At 50.7% G+C, this 13087-nt stretch carries 13 protein-coding genes; 7 read left to right on the forward strand and 6 right to left on the reverse strand.

The annotated features are described in order from the left end of the window. Positions 1-8: 8 nt before the first annotated feature. On the reverse strand, positions 9-608 hold the full coding sequence (locus MTH_RS07835; protein WP_238374193.1) for a DUF2119 domain-containing protein: 600 nt from the start codon (positions 606-608) through the stop codon (positions 9-11). Between the two features lie 34 nt (positions 609-642). Next, complete coding sequence (gene ahcY / locus MTH_RS07840) at positions 643-1896, reverse strand: adenosylhomocysteinase (RefSeq protein WP_010877244.1); 1254 nt, start codon at positions 1894-1896, stop codon at positions 643-645. 366 nt (positions 1897-2262) lie between these two features. On the opposite strand from ahcY, the gene MTH_RS07845 reads away from it, so the two are divergent. Then, positions 2263-2730, forward strand: coding sequence for a hypothetical protein (locus MTH_RS07845; protein WP_010877246.1), 468 nt, complete (start codon positions 2263-2265; stop codon positions 2728-2730). Positions 2731-2914: 184 nt separating this feature from the next. On the opposite strand, the gene MTH_RS07850 is transcribed toward MTH_RS07845, so the two are convergent. From MTH_RS07850 to MTH_RS07860, 3 genes are all read right to left on the reverse strand, one after another. After that, positions 2915-5104 carry a CDC48 family AAA ATPase gene (locus tag MTH_RS07850; RefSeq protein WP_048061106.1) on the reverse strand — a complete coding sequence of 730 codons (2190 nt, stop codon included), beginning with the start codon at positions 5102-5104 and terminating at the stop codon, positions 2915-2917. A gap of 172 nt (positions 5105-5276) precedes the next feature. Next, entirely contained in the window at positions 5277-6626 is a 1350-nt protein-coding gene (locus MTH_RS07855; RefSeq protein WP_010877248.1) for a prephenate dehydrogenase, read from the reverse strand. Positions 6627-6638: 12 nt separating this feature from the next. Then, positions 6639-7004 (reverse strand): hypothetical protein, encoded by a 366-nt coding sequence (locus tag MTH_RS07860; RefSeq protein ID WP_115892608.1) that lies wholly within the window; start codon positions 7002-7004, stop codon positions 6639-6641. 101 nt (positions 7005-7105) lie between these two features. Between MTH_RS07860 and MTH_RS07865 the strand changes: the two genes are divergently transcribed. The 4 genes from MTH_RS07865 to MTH_RS10105 are packed head-to-tail and all read left to right on the forward strand — an operon-like array spanning position 7106 to position 10253. Then, positions 7106-8167 (forward strand): mRNA surveillance protein pelota, encoded by a 1062-nt coding sequence (locus MTH_RS07865; protein WP_048061107.1) that lies wholly within the window; start codon positions 7106-7108, stop codon positions 8165-8167. Positions 8168-8184: 17 nt separating this feature from the next. Continuing rightward, positions 8185-9336, forward strand: coding sequence for a radical SAM protein (locus tag MTH_RS07870; protein ID WP_048061108.1), 1152 nt, complete (start codon positions 8185-8187; stop codon positions 9334-9336). Positions 9337-9342: 6 nt separating this feature from the next. Next, entirely contained in the window at positions 9343-10107 is a 765-nt protein-coding gene (locus MTH_RS07875) for a hypothetical protein (RefSeq protein ID WP_010877252.1), read from the forward strand. Beyond that, positions 10098-10253 (forward strand): hypothetical protein, encoded by a 156-nt coding sequence (locus tag MTH_RS10105; RefSeq protein WP_238374194.1) that lies wholly within the window; start codon positions 10098-10100, stop codon positions 10251-10253. Before MTH_RS07875 ends, MTH_RS10105 begins: the two co-directional genes overlap by 10 nt. A gap of 8 nt (positions 10254-10261) precedes the next feature. Here MTH_RS10105 and MTH_RS07880 read toward each other — a convergent pair whose 3' ends face one another. After that, positions 10262-11938: an ABC1 kinase family protein gene (locus MTH_RS07880; protein ID WP_048061109.1), complete on the reverse strand. Its 1677-nt coding sequence runs from the start codon at positions 11936-11938 to the stop codon at positions 10262-10264. 102 nt (positions 11939-12040) lie between these two features. Between MTH_RS07880 and MTH_RS07885 the strand changes: the two genes are divergently transcribed. Then, on the forward strand, positions 12041-12730 hold the full coding sequence (locus MTH_RS07885; RefSeq protein ID WP_238374195.1) for a glycosyltransferase: 690 nt from the start codon (positions 12041-12043) through the stop codon (positions 12728-12730). Positions 12731-12747: 17 nt separating this feature from the next. After that, positions 12748-13086, forward strand: coding sequence for a hypothetical protein (locus MTH_RS10110; protein WP_238374261.1), 339 nt, complete (start codon positions 12748-12750; stop codon positions 13084-13086). The last annotated feature ends 1 nt before the right edge of the window (position 13087 follow it).

The following is a 13087-nucleotide window of genomic DNA, read 5'->3' on the forward strand; positions in this document are numbered from 1 at the left end:
ATCCTCTATCAGAATGGCGGGTACTCCCCGAAGAATTCCCGGGCATATCTTCTCGCGGTTTCAACCTGCACAGGATACCTGCCTTCAAGACGAAGTTCAAGTTCTTCCCTGGTTTCCGAGGATGCAACCGTCCTGAGGAATTCCACATAGACATCAAGACTCCTGTCTGATCCACCATCCAGACATGGCATCTCAACTGTGAGACAGATATCATCACGTTTGAAGAGCTTCTTACGTATATGTGGAGACACCGATCCTATAAGTACACCCTCTTCAAGTTCTATGAGTGGAGGAACACCCTCAGATGACTTCCTTGACGGATCTGTGAGCTTATCATAGTTTTCCCTGCGGTAGCAGTGGGCCTCAAGGTAGGTTGATGGCCGGTACTTCTCTATGAGTCTGAGTATCTCCCTCCCCTGGGGGCTCCTGTAGTAGTCAGGGTTGAGGGTGCTGATGTAGGGAGTGGGGTTGCAGCTGTATATTATCAGCCTGCCATTCTCTATGTCATTGAAACCCAGTCTTCTGAGGGCCCTTATGGTGGTGAGACCCTCCCTTCCATGCACACCACCCACAAATAACCTTACAGGGCCATCCCCCTTATCTATCAACCTGAAAAACCCCAATATGGTCACCTGTGGTAGATCAGGTTCCTTCTTCCCAGTTTTCAAGGTAGAGTCTCTGTTTTTCTGTGAGTTCATCGATCTCAATGCCCATGGCATCGAGTTTCATCCGGGCAACCATCAGGTCTATCTCATCGGGTGCCCGGTAGACTCCAGGGTCTGGTTTCTCCTGGAGGAGGTGTCTTGCTGATAGTGCCTGCATTGCAAAGCTCATATCCATTATCTCTGCAGGATGACCCTGGCCACGCTCGGATGCAAGGTTCACAAGCCTGCCCTCAGCCAGAAGATATATTTTACGTCCATCAGGCATTATGAACACCTCGATGTCCTCCTTAACCTTTCCTGTCTCCCTTGAGAGCTCTTCAAGGGCCTCCCGGTTTATCTCAACGTTGAAGTGGCCGGAGTTCGCCATGACACAGCCATCCTTCATGTTCATGAATTCGGATTCAGAAACCACGTCTGTGTTCCCGGTGGCTGTTATGAGTATATCGGCCTCCTTAACAGCATCTGAAACCTTCATAACTCTGAAACCATCCATACGTGCTTCAAGAGCTCTTATGGGATCCACTTCGGTCACTATTACACTGGCTCCAAGTCCCTCAGCCCTCATGGCTATACCGCGACCGCACCACCCGTAGCCGCAGACCACGACGGTCTTCCCGGCTATCAGCATGTTGGTGGTCCCCATTATGGAGTCAAAGGTTGACTGTCCGGTACCGTAGCGGTTGTCAAAGAGGTACTTGGTGTAGGCGTCGTTCACCGCCATCACAGGGAATTTGAGGGCTCCGTCGGCTGCCATTGCCCTCAACCGGTTTATACCAGTGGTTGTCTCTTCACAGGCACCTATTATCCCATCAAGGAGCTCCGGTCTCTCCCGGTGGACAAGGAATATCATGTCTGCACCATCGTCTATGAGGATTTCAGGTTCATGGTCCAGGACGCGGTGTATGTTCTCATAGTATTCCTCGTTTGTCTCCCCACGCCACCCGTACATGTTGAGTCCCATCTTCGCCCCCGCGGCTGTGGCGTCGTCCTGGGTTGATAGGGGGTTGCATCCGGTCATGGCGACCTCTGCACCGCCTGCCTGGAGTGTGAGACCAAGGTTTATGGTCTTTGGTTCAAGGTGAAGGCATGATCCTATGGTGACTCCTTTGAATGGTTTCTCCTCTGAGAAGTCACTTTTTATCCTTTCAAGTACAGGCATGTGTTCCTGAACCCATCTGATCTTTTTTTCGCCCTGAGGGGCCAGTGAAATATCTTTAACTTTATATGGCATTGCATCACCCGGTTAACATCTTGGAGTTCCTTGTCTGTAGATAATAGGTTGTGGGTCATCACTTAAAAATAATTAATGGGCCCGGGGGGTGTTAATCTCAGGTGAGATCACTGAACTCAGAGAGGCCCTCAATAACGCCATTCAGTGCACTGGAGTGGGATTTCAGGAATTCAGATCTTATAAGAATGATTGATACTGACATTTTTTCCATAACAGTCCCTGATCACATCCATCATATGCCCTCTGTTTATGATTACTATGTAGTTATAAGCATCTGATCAAAAAATTGATCAAAGGTTTATAAGTGAGAAAATTGTTAACTTTATCTAACTATTAAAGGAAAAAGTACATTGTAGGGGGGTTAGAATGAGTGAAATATCTAAGTATTTAGATAAAATCTATAGGGATATCGCAGGTCCTTTCAAGGATCAAAACATATATGTCCAGAACAGAGAGGGTATAAAAAGCATCAGATTATATGATGAGAGTGATTTGCATGACGGAGAAAGATCTCATTGGGTAGGGACTTCTCATATCATGATTTTTGATGATGAAGAACCCTTCCTTGCCATCGAGGCAAAAACTGTGGCCACTCCCAAAGAAATTGCCGGGCCAGTCCCACTCTACGCACTAACACGTATAGTTAAAATCAATGGAAAACCTTATGATGTGGAATCTCCATTTCTTCTCCTGATTACAGTTCCAGATCAGCCCAGGGAAGGGCAAAAGAGTGAGCAATTATCTGACTTAGAGAACAAGTTAAAAGATATACTTGATTTAGAGAGCAAATATTCAAATCTTAAAGATTTTGCATCTGTGAAATTAGCGATTTGAAAAAAACTCTAAAGGAACTTCTGGAGAATAATGGTTATGGGAAATATGCTGATGATTTTTAGGTGACCATTCAGTTTTCACTTAATTAAATTTTGGAGTCAGTATAAAATTAAATCACAGGAGACCTTAAAAATAGAAGTTCTGCAAAAATAAAAGGAGTTATAAAAAGGGAGTTATCGAGGAGTTAGTGGTACTGGACCTGCTCCTCTACGCCGCCCTTTGGTTTTACTTTCTCCATGGCCTCAAGGAAGTACTTCATTGAGACCTCCTCGGCGTCCATGTTATCCCTGAGGGTCAGCATGGCGGCTTCTCTGCATACAGCCTCAATGTCTGCACCGACGTATCCCTCAGTTTTCTCTGCAAGTTTTTCAAGATCAACGTCATCTGCAAGGGGCATGTCCTTTGTGTGGACCCTGAATATTGCGAGCCTTGCCTCCTTATCTGGATCCTCAACCTTGACGTGCCTGTCGAATCTTCCAGGCCTGAGGAGTGCGGGGTCGAGGATGTCGGGCCTGTTTGTCGCGGCTATAACCGCCACATCCTGCAGCTCTTCAAGTCCATCGATCTCTGTGAGCAGCTGGTTGACCACCCTCTGGGTTACGCCGGAGTCGGCGGTGCTTCCACTCCTCACTGAGGCTATTGAGTCTATCTCATCGAAGAATATCACTGTGGGAGCTGTCTGACGTGCTTTTCTGAAAACTTCACGCACACCCTTCTCTGATTCACCGACCCACTTTGACAGGAGCTCCGGACCCTTAACCGCTATGAAGTTTGCCTGGCTCTCATTGGCAACGGCCTTCGCCAGGAGTGTTTTACCGGTACCCGGTGATCCGTGCAGGAGAATACCCTTAGGTGGTCTTATTCCAAACTTCTTGAATCTGTCGGGGTACTTGAGGGGCCACTCAACAGCCTCCCTCAGCTCCTGCTTTGCGCCCTCCAGGCCTCCTATGTCGTCCCATGAAACATTGGGGACCTGTACCAGGACCTCCCTGAGGGCTGATGGCTGTATCTCCTTGAGGGCGTCCTTGAAGTCGGCCCTTGTTACCACCATCTTCTTGAGGACCTCCTTGGGTATCTCCTCATCAGCCTTTATCTCCGGGAGCACCCTCCTCAGGACCCTCATGGCGGATTCCTTACAGAGTGACTCAAGGTCTGCACCCACAAATCCATGGGTTATCTCTGCCAGTTCATCGAGGTCAACGTCATCTGCAAGGGGCATCCCCCTGGTGTGTATCTGGAGTATCTCCTTCCTTTCCTCCCTGTCAGGGACTCCTATCTCGATTTCCCTGTCAAAGCGGCCCGGCCTTCTGAGTGCAGGGTCAAGGGCGTCGGGTCTGTTGGTTGCACCTATGACAACAACCTGGCCCCTGCTCTTGAGGCCGTCCATCAGGGTGAGGAGCTGGGCAACGATCCTCCTTTCAACCTCTCCGCTCACGTCTTCCCTTTTGGGCGCTATGGCGTCTATCTCATCGATGAATATGATTGATGGAGCGTTCTCTTCTGCTTCCTCGAAGAATTCCCTGAGCCTCTCCTCGGACCCCCCGACGTATTTGCTCATTATCTCGGGCCCGTTGATGGCTATGAAGTGGGCGTCGCTCTCGTTGGCAACGGCCTTCGCCAGGAGTGTTTTACCTGTTCCTGGTGGTCCGTGCATGAGGACACCCTTTGGTGGTGTTATTCCAAGCCTTTCGAAGAGTTCCGGTCTCTTGAGGGGGATCTCTATCATTTCCCGGACCTTTTTGACCTCCTCCTTGAGGCCCCCGATGTCCTCGTAGGTGACATCAACGAGGTTCTTGACGCCCTCGAGTTTGCTGACGTCCACGGGTTTTTGCTGCATCTCGACCTGTGTTGAGGGTGTTACACGCACAACACCTGCGGGACTTGTTGATACGACGGCCAGTTTGATCTCTCCGAGGGGTGATATGTCCATGAAGTCCCTGAAGAACTCGTCGAAGAGTCCGCCGCCGGATATATGCTGTCTGATACCTGATACTATTATGTCTCCCTTAACAAGTACCCTGTTGAGGAATGCTGATCTTATGTCCCCCCTTATTATGACCTCCTGGTCCACTGGGGCCAGAACGACCTTCTGGGCGTCCTTAACGTCGGCCCTTCTGACTGTCACCTCTTCGCCTATGGATGCGCCGGCGTTTTTACGGAGGTATCCGTCTATCCTTATTATTCCGAGTCCTATGTCGGACTGTGATGATACTACCGTTGCAGCTGTCAGTTTTTTGCCCTCTATTTCAATTATGTCTCCATCCGAAAGACCCAGTTTTTCCATGCATGCAGGGTCCACACGGGCTATTCCCCTCCCGACGTCCTGCTGGGCCAGGGCCTCTGCAACCTTTAATTTTATCTCTTTTTTTGTCATACAACCCACCTCTTTATGATTATTATTATGATTCCGGTTGATATTTAATTTAACCGGAATATTCTAGTAAATTTAGGTTACTATAATACATGTACAGGTAATCATATATAAATGTTTCGGTAAAGTTTATATACTATTAGATGGATTTTGTGCGATGTGGTATTAAACAGAGTTACACAGAAAGGGTCAGGATCACCTTATTGAGGCACCGATACCCCTCAGAAACACCCAGAATCTCCTCATAACACTCCCTGTCAAACACCTTAACTCTGAGGGTTAAGCTGAAATGATCAGGGGGTATCTGGGGCCCACGGTAAAGGTCAACAATTTTCACATCAACCACACAGTCAAGCAGACCAATCAGGTGTGCTATGACCTCTGGATCCACGGAATCAGAAAAAACAGCAGATACATCATAGACCCTCAGATCAAGGTTTTCGACCTTCCAGCGGCGGAGTTCCTCCTCTGACAGCACCCTGATGTTGGAGATCTTGAACTTCATGACCCTCTTACCGGACCTCAGCATGGCATAGTCAGGTGTAACAGACTCAAGTACACCAACATGTACCCTGCCTGAATAGATGTGCTTGATGCCAATCTCCTGACCAACAGAGTTCCTCAGCACAATCAGTTCCTGATTAAGTGCCTCTATGGCCTTATCTGATCGGCCGAGTGATGCCTCCACGTCATCTATGTTCTTGGCTGCAAGGCCCATCCCTGCCACAAAGTCATCCATTCGCCCATCCCTCAGCATCTCGTTTAGCCTGGTAGCAGTTCTCAGGAAACAATCACGCATCTCCTGCCCGTAGGTGTTGTGGGTCTGGATCGAGTAGGCAAGGTAGGGGTTCTGGGCCACTATCCTGGCTATCGTATCTATCATAAGGTTGTAGATTGGGCTTGCAAACTTACGGGATTCCCTTATGTCAACACCCTCAGCCTCCAGTGTGGCTGCTATGCTTATGTAGGCGAAGTGTGTGAGGACCTGAACAACACTCATCATACGGTCATGGGTGGATGGGTCGGTGACTATCACACGGGCCTTTCTCTCCTCAAGGAACCGGATCACATCATCAAGCCAGGGGTTATCCCCGGAGGGTGTTAGGACGACTACCTGCCCCTCAAGGGATGATACACGGGGTCCAAACATGGGATGGGCCGGGATGTAGTGGGCGCCCCTGGCTATGAACCTCTCCATGACCCTGGCTGGCTCCTCCTTGACTGAGGTCACATCCATGAGGAGTCCGCCCTCCCTTACATGGGGCGCAACCTCCCTGAGGACATCCGAGGTCACCTCTATCGGGACGGATACAACCACAACATCGGCCAGTGAGGCAGCCCTCACATTGTCACGGCAGTACTTCGCACCTATCCTTCCGGCGGCTGATCTGCCAGTATCAGGGTCCCTCCCGGTGATTATGACCCTGAAGCCCTCCTTCCTCAGGAACCTGGCTATCCAGTATCCAAGTTCACGGGTACCCCCTATGATGCTGATAATCATCTTACCTACCGTTTCATTATCCATGACATCAAGTACTCACAGCCTATCCACATCATTCCTGAAGGCCTTAACAGCTATGTAACCTCCGATACTTCCAAGGAGGAGGCTGATGGCACATACAATCAAGAATCCCACTGACAGACTGAACACATCAGGTCCAACAAGTCCAGCGATTCTTCCAGGCATCTCTGGCCCGAATATCATCCCGGAGGCAAAGCTGAGAACAGCAAGTATGAGGGATGCGGTACCCCCCTCCCCGGCGCTTCTCCTATCTGGCCTTGTGAGGTAGGTTGCCAGAAAGCCGGTGAAGGTGTAAACAAACAGTCCATCGATGAAGAAGAGCATCACAAACCCGGCGATTATACTGAGGAAGATTGCAGTTCCAGATCCATAGTCACCCATCACATTACACTCCGAAGCCTTCCATGAGAATACTCCTAGTTTTATAATAGCATTCTTATATATTATCATTAACTCCGCCAATGATTTTTCAGGGTGAATCCATGAGGATAGTTGAAGAGGATGAGAAGAACGGTGTCATTGAACTCGTACCCGAAACCCTTGATGATCTCTGGCACCTCTCACACATAATAGAGGAGGGAGACCTCCTATCAGCCAGGACCACGAGGAGGATACAGGATACCAGTGGAGAGAAGATAAGAAGTGACAGGGGAGTTAAAAAGACATTTTACCTCGGGATAAGGGTGGAAACTGTCAGCTTCCACATCTACACCGGTAGACTGAGGGCCACCGGCGTTATAGAGAGAGGTCCTGAGGACCTTGTACCCATGGGCTCCCACCACACCCTTGAGGTAAAACTCAACACACCCCTGAGGATCCAGAAGGAGCACTGGAGCAGATGGACACTTAAGAGGCTCAGGATGGCTGTAAGGGCATCAAAGAATCTGAAGGCAATCATACTTGTAATGGAGGATGATGTCGCTGAACTGGGCCTCATAAGACAGTACGGGGTGGAGTACAGGGGCCCCATAACAGGCCACATTCCTGGTAAGAGAATACAGCAGAGGGACCGGGGTAAACTGAGGCGGGAATTCTATGAGAGCATCGTGGAGTCACTCCAGAAGTATGGAGACCTTGAGACAATCATAATAGCGGGACCAGGCTTTTACAAGTCAGATTTCTATGACTACCTCATGGAGAGGTATCCTGAAATCGCAAAGAAGGCGGTACTTGAGAACACCGGGACCGGGGGGCGCGCCGGCATATCCGAGGTCCTTAGGAAGGGGACGGTTGAAAGGGTATCATCAGAGAAGAGGATAGCCTCTGAGATAAGGAACGTTAACGAGTTCCTTGAGAAGCTGGCCAGGGACCCTGACTCCGTTGTCTATGGTAAGGTTGAGGTTATGGATGCCATTAACATGGGGGCCGTTGAGAAGCTCCTGGTACTGGACAGGGTTGTTAGCAGGGAGGACATTGAGGGCTACCTCGACATGGTTGAGAGCATGGGCGGTTCCGTGGTACTCATAAGCAGTGAACACGAGGGTGGAAAGCAGCTGGAATCACTGGGAGGCCTGGCAGGGATTCTAAGATTCAAGATCCAGTGACTTCAGGGGGATTCAGAATGTTCAGGAGACTTGAGGATCGATGCAGGGGATGTGGAAACTGCCGCGAACTGAAATGCAGTGAAAACTGCACTGGCTGCAGGGCATGCCTCCTTGTATGTCCTGAGGACGCGATCCTGCCAGGGGAGCCTGAAACTAAAGAATATACGGTAGCAGTGAATGGGAGGGATGTCAGATCAGGAGGCACAGTTGGAGATGCCCTGGAGGGGGCGGGCCTTAGAAGGGCTATGATTCCGGGTGAGGGGGATGTATTCTCACCCTGCGCGTCCGGGGCCTGCCTTGCCTGCAGTGTATCCATTGATGGCTGCATCGCACCATCCTGTGTAACACCCCTCTCTGAGGGCATGGTCATAGAGACGGCACCGGAACCTCCACTCAGGTATGTGAGCAGCTTTGGTCCCCACACAGCCGGTGGAGTTGGAACTCCATTTTCTGAGAAGACAGGGGCTCCCGTTGAGGTGGTGTGCTTCACCCATGGCTGCAACCTGAGATGTCCCCAGTGTCAGAACAGTCAGGTTGCATTCACATCACAGGGAAACCTGCTTGACCCCCATGAAACAGCAGGGATCCTCATGGGCCTTGAATCCATCTACAGGACTGGCACTGTCACAATATCTGGCGGTGAATGCACCCTCAACAGGACATGGCTCTCCACAACCATCAGGGCAATCAGGGAACTTAAAGGGGATGTTAACGTCCATGTTGACACCAACGGAACCATTCTTACCCCTGAATATCTGGATGAACTCCTGGATTCAGGAATGAACCGTATAGGGATTGACCTCAAGGGTCTCAGGCCTGAGACCTTCATGGAGATATCAGGGCTGCATGATGAGAAAACCGCCAGGGTTTACCTTGAGAATTCATGGAATGCATTCAGGTACCTTTCAGAGAATCACCGGGACATCTTCATGGGCCTGGGGGTGCCCTACAGCAGGTCACTCATATCCATGGATGAGCTCTCAGCCATGGCCTCAAGGATATCATCCATAAACAGGGACGTTCAGGTAACCGTCCTGGATTACAGACCCGAATTCAGGCGCAGGGATATTGAGAGACCATCTGAGGATGAGATGATGAGGGTGAAGGATGTGATGATTGATGAGGGCCTAAGGAACGTTGTGGTCCAGACATCAGCGGGTTTCAGGTGATCTGGAATGGATGCGCTATTCATACTGCATGCTTCACAGGATCCCGGCTCCATAATGGTGGCTGCATTCACTGTAGCTGCACTGACACCTCTCATGGCGGCTCTCATATCACGTATGAGGGATTCGAACCTCTACACTGATGTGAGGGGAGGAACACCACGGGGCACGGGTCTGGTGCCCTGGATTGTACTCTCTGTCTTCATGCCAGAGCCCCTGAGGTCACCTGTTGTCATCATGGGCCTCCTGGCCTTCATCGATGACCTCTCAGGAAGGAGAAGGATCCGTGACCTTCCAGTTGAGTGGGGTCAGCTCTCAAGGGGCCTTGGTATCATAGCGGTCACCATCCTCACATACCCCATCATGGGACCGGCCGCCCTCCTGGTGGCCCTCATGATACAGCCCCTTAACATTGCAGATATGCAGCCTGGTGTTGCATGCAGCCTGACAGTAATCATGTCCCTCCTGGCAGCAGCCATTGCATTCGCGGCTGGTTCAGACATCTACCTACCCCTCCTGGTACTGGCTGTATGCGCTGCCTACTCCCCCCTGGATTACCTGGGAAGGATAATGATGGGTGAGGTCGGAAACCACAGCTTTGCAGTGGCCCTGGGACTTGCATTCTACGTCGCCGGAGGCGCATGGTCAGTTCTCATGCTCTTTCTCACAGCCCCCCTCGTCACAGCCATCCTCAGGAGGGGGAACCTCACAGGGTTCCTTGAGGAGAAAATCGGAATTGAAAACCCAACTTCGGCGACCTCTACATGGATGTAATGACTGGCGGAGGCCTGGGGGATCTTCTGAGGAGAATTTTACTTGGAAGAAGAAGTTTCAGGGTTGATAACCGGGTTTTAATCGCAGTGGGTGTGAGGAGGCTTCTCTTCAATCCGTATGCATCTCATGGATCAGAAAATCGGTGATTTAACCATCAGCTAAGTCGCCTTGACTTTATTATGGATACTATGAGTGCGAGGGCTATCAGAAAACTCACAGCAAAACCGAATATCCCGAGGAAGGGGAACTTCTCGAGTATGAGGGCCTCCCGGGGGATCGTGACCAGCGATGAACCTATTATGAGTGCCGATACGAGCATGGCAACCGATATCCTGTTGGTCGACCGTTCAATCCGCACCGATATCTCGTCAAGGTTCCGGTGTTCCAGTTCCATCTTCAATTTACCCTCCTCCAGCTTCTGGAGGGCGCTTATCAGGCCACGGGGGAGATCATTCATTATGTGCTCCAGTTCAATGATGGCCGCGGGCACCTCATCAAGGTTCCTCAGGGGGTTGAGCCGGTTTCTTATCAGTTTATGGGTCATCTCCCATGCAACCGCAAGGCCATTGAACCTTGGATCAAGCCTCTCACCCAGGTCCTCTGCCATGCTCATGACCCTTGCAAGCAGCACGAAGTCACGGGGTATCCTTATCCTGTGCCTCCTTATCATACCAGGCATTGTGAACTCTGTGAGTATCTCCCCAACCTTCCTGACATCGGCACCGTAATAGCGGTCAAGGAGGTCTATTATGTCATACTTGACCTCCTCAAGGTCTGTCTCCTCTGTCAGGATGTTCATGTACCTCAGCTGGTTAACTATACCGTTAACATCATAGTTCATAAGGAGTATGAAAAGCTCTGCCAGTCTGTCCCTGAATGAACGATCAAGATGTCCCATCATCCCAAAATCGAGGAAACAGAGGACATTTCCCTTCTGGACGAGAATATTGCCGGGGTGGGGGTCCGCATGGAAGAACCCATGTATGAATATCTGTTTAAAGTAACACCTGGCACCCCTCTCGGCTATCACCCGTGCATTGAATTTTATATCTGACTTTAAAATGTCTGTGAGCTTAACACCGTCCACATACTCCATGGTGAGTACCCTGCCTGTTGAGTACTCCCTGTAAACGTAGGGCGCGTAAACGGTCTCATCATCCATGAACATTGCACGGAATCTCTCCACATTGTTGGCTTCCTGGTGGTAGTCCAGTTCCTTTCTGATGGCCCTCTCGAATTCAGCCACTATCCCTGGCAGGTTGTAGTACCTCAAACCGGGGACCCTGTCATTGGCAAGCTTTGCAAGGTACTTCATCAGGATTATGTCGCTCTTCACGGTGTCGGCTATGCCCGGGCGCTGGACCTTCACAGCAACAGCATCACCATTCCTTAGACGGGCCCTGTGGACCTGTCCTATTGATGCCGATGCCACTGGTTCCTCCTGAAATTCAGCGAAAACTTCCTCCATGGGAACTCCGAGTTCAGATTCCAGGACCCTCTTCACATCCTCAAAGGGGAACGGTGGAGCCTCGTCCTGAAGCTTGGCCAGCTCCTCAGCCACCTCCCTACCCACAAGGTCTGCCCTTGTGCTCAGGACCTGCCCCAGTTTTATGAAGGTTGTTCCAAGTTCCTCAAGAACCAGCCTGAGACGTACATGGGCGGGTTCATGTACCTCCTCAGGGCTCTTTATATATAATTTAAGGGTCTCGAAGAGTCTGTTTTTAAGGCCAACCGCCTCAAGGATGTTCCCGAAGTGGTACTTGGTCATGACCCTTATGATCTCCCTGAGGCGACCCATGTCCGGCCTGTTATTATAGGGGCCTATGTTCATATTAATCACTTATTTAATGTATAATATTTAAATCTACTTTAAGACGATCGTTTTTGCACTGAGATTTTTTCACAGATCATGTTTATAGAGCTGGTGATGATAATGAAGGCACTTTTCACGGTAACAGGTCGCGGAATGGGAGGAGACGCCATAACGGCCCTTAATATAGCCGGTGCACTTGAAAGGAGAGGATTTGAATGTGAATTCGCACTTGACCACAGCGCACCGGGGATACTCTTCAGGAAGAGGGGCATTGAATGGCACCGCGTGAGGATACCCCAGGCAGGTGGCCATGCAGCAAGCAAAGCTAAACTCCTCTCTGCAGCACTCAGAACCACCCGGGCGATCTATGAGACCTGGAGGCTCATAAGATGCATCCGGCCAGACGTGGTTGTAGGTGTAATAGGGGGAGGAGCCGTTGTGGGGTGCCTGGCAGCAAAGATTGCAGGCGTCCCTGCAGTGGGGGTCCTGAATACACCCACCGATTCAAAGGTCTGCACCCGGCTTAACAGGAACGTGGCCCTGCCCGAGTCAGACCTCTTCGGCAGGGACATTGAGGGTGTTGAAAGCATATACTATCCAATGAGCCCCGATATAACTCTTGGCGACCCTGAAATTGCCTGCAGGAGGATGCCCCCCCAGTTTGACCCTGACAGACCGACCATAGTCATTTCATCGGGATCATCCCTCTTTAAGGCGATGGCTGAGGCCGCATCGAGGCTGGCGAATTCAGGCATGGAGGCGAACATTACGGTGCTGGACCACCCCTCAGGGATGAGTATCTCAAGATAATCGACCATGAGGGGATAATAAACCTGGGCTACATTGACTGGGTGAAGGACCTCTACAGCATCGCTGACCTGGCTGTACTCTCGGATGATGGTGTGATGGTCCATGAGGCCATCGCACTGGGGGTCCCTGTTGTGGCACTGAGGGGTGTCAAGTATGGAAGGTACCACAATATGGGGGCTGTATTCAGGGGCGCGGTCCTTGAGGCTGACCCTGAGGATATCGTGGAGGCTGTTTCAGCAGCACTTGAGAGGTCAGATGAGCTCCGGAGGGCTGCCAGAAAGTACAGTGGGGACGTGATGGTGGCTGCAGATAGGATTGCGGAGATCATAGAGGAGGAGGCATGCCGCAGACAGTAAC

The organism is Methanothermobacter thermautotrophicus str. Delta H (genome assembly GCF_000008645.1).
Classification (GTDB): Archaea; Methanobacteriota; Methanobacteria; order Methanobacteriales; family Methanothermobacteraceae; genus Methanothermobacter; species Methanothermobacter thermautotrophicus.